The organism is Burkholderia sp. LMG 13014 (genome assembly GCF_905232215.1).
Taxonomy (GTDB): Bacteria; Pseudomonadota; Gammaproteobacteria; order Burkholderiales; family Burkholderiaceae; genus Burkholderia.
Genome location: NZ_CAJNKE010000880.1, coordinates 1 through 1,804, shown reverse-complemented (window position 1 = coordinate 1,804; position 1,804 = coordinate 1). Strand labels below are relative to the sequence as shown.

The following is a 1,804-nucleotide window of genomic DNA, read 5'->3' as shown; positions in this document are numbered from 1 at the left end:
GCGTGTGCGGATCGCGTGCGGTCTCGGTCTGCGAGCGGCACGTGTCGTAATGCGTGTCGATGCGCGCGTCGAGCGCGGGGGCGGCCTCGGCGGCGACACCCGGAGCGGTGGCGCGCAGCCGCTTGAGGATCGCGTCGCGCGCGCTCATCGCCTGTCTCCGCGCAGCGACGCGGCACCAGCCGTGCGCCGCCACAGGAAGCTGGCGAGATGCTCGACCGGCAACGGCGCGCCGGACTTGTCGGCCGCGTGGCCGATGTTCAGCAGGCAGCCGCAGTCGGCCGACACGAGCCGGTCGCAGCCCGTTGCGCAGGCCGACGCGACCTTGTCGCGCACCATCGCGCCGGAGATGTCCGGATGTTTCAGCGAGAACGTGCCGCCGAAGCCGCAGCATTCGGATTCGCGTTCGTGTTCGATGCGGGTCACGCCCGGCAGCGCGTCGACGAGCGCGACGCCGTGCCCGCGCGTGCCCATCTCGCGTCGCGCCGCGCACGACGTGTGCAGGACGACGCGCTCGTCGGCCCCGGCATTGGCCGTGGCCGCGTCGAGGCGCACGTCGAGCACATGGACGAGGAATTCGGCGAGTTCGTAGGTCCGTTCCGCGATCGCGCGGGCCTTCGGGCCGTGGACGGGATCGTCGGCGAACAGCGCTGGCCAATGGTGCCGGATCATCCCGCCGCACGAGCCCGACGGCACGATCACGGGCCACGGTTCGGCGAACAGGTCGAGCTGCGCGGCCGCGACGCGGCGCGCTTCGTCGGGATTGCCGCTGCTGTAGGCGGGCTGCCCGCAGCAGCTCTGGCCGCGCGGATAGTGGACGGTCAGGCCTTCGCGTTCCAGCAGGCGGACCGCGTCGAGCCCGGCTTCGGGGACGAACAGGTCGACCAGACAGGTCGCGAACAGATAGACGTGCGCGGGGGCGGCGGCGGGGTACTGCCTTTCGTTCATGTCTCGCTCCAGAGGCGACGGCCCGGCATGCGGATGCGGGACGACGATTTCGCTGCATAATTCCCGCGACGGCGCCGTAGCTCAAATTGGTTGGGCCAATCGGCGTGGCACGCATTGCGCAGGGAGACGCGACGATGGCAGCGATGACGGCACGGGGCCGGACCGAAGTGGTGATGCGCAAGATCGAGACGGCGCTGCTCGACGGCACCTGGCCGGCTGGCGCACGCCTGCCGGCCGAGCGCGTGCTCGCGCAGCAGTACGGGGTGGCGCGCAATACGGTGCGCGAGGCGACCCAGCGGCTCGTCGCGCGCGGGCTGCTGCAGAGCCGGCGCGGTGCGGGCGTTTACGTGACGGACCAGTTGCGTGCCGGTATCGCGTCGCCGTGGGGCCAGCTGGTCGCCGATCACCCGGCGCTGCGCGACGACATCCTCGAATTCCGCCGCGTGCTCGAAGGCGCGACGGCGTATTTCGCCGCGCTGCGCGCCGACGCGAACGACCGGCGCCGGATCCGTGCGCTGCTGCGCGAGCTCGAAACCGCGCACGCGCACAACGACCGGGCCGTGGAGGCCGCGACCGATTCGAAGCTGCACGAGGCGATCGCGCTCGCGTCGCACAACACGATGTTCCTGCACCTGCATACGAGCGTGCTCGGGATGCTGCGCGAACACATCTCGATCAACGTGTCGGGGATGACCGAGCAGGACGAATATGCGTCGGACCTGCTGTTGCGGCAGCACCGCGTCGTGTGCGACGCGATCTGTGCGCAGCGGCCCGAGGAGGCGCGCACCGCGATGCAGACGCATATCGACTACGTGCGCAGCCACTTCGAACAAAGCGGCGATACGCGCTGAAATTGGTT

2 protein-coding genes are annotated in these 1,804 nt (G+C 70.4%); one reads left to right on the top strand and one right to left on the bottom strand.

Annotated elements, in window-relative coordinates; genetic code table 11:
- Positions 1–144: 144 nt before the first annotated feature.
- Positions 145–945, bottom strand: a complete 801-nt coding sequence (locus JYJ84_RS35740; RefSeq protein WP_175221638.1) for a (Fe-S)-binding protein — start codon at positions 943–945, stop codon at positions 145–147.
- A 134-nt stretch (positions 946–1,079) separates the two neighbouring features.
- On the opposite strand from JYJ84_RS35740, the gene JYJ84_RS35735 reads away from it, so the two are divergent.
- Positions 1,080–1,796: a FadR/GntR family transcriptional regulator gene (locus JYJ84_RS35735; RefSeq protein ID WP_043190542.1), complete on the top strand. Its 717-nt coding sequence runs from the start codon at positions 1,080–1,082 to the stop codon at positions 1,794–1,796.
- Positions 1,797–1,804 lie beyond the last annotated feature (8 nt).

What these genes read in the sequence shown, in the direction of transcription:
- JYJ84_RS35740 (WP_175221638.1), bottom strand. Translation starts at nt 945, where the DNA reads ATGAACGAAAGGCAGTACCCCGCCGCCGCCCCCGCGCACGTCTATCTG.
- JYJ84_RS35735 (WP_043190542.1), top strand. Translation starts at nt 1,080, where the DNA reads ATGGCAGCGATGACGGCACGGGGCCGGACCGAAGTGGTGATGCGCAAG.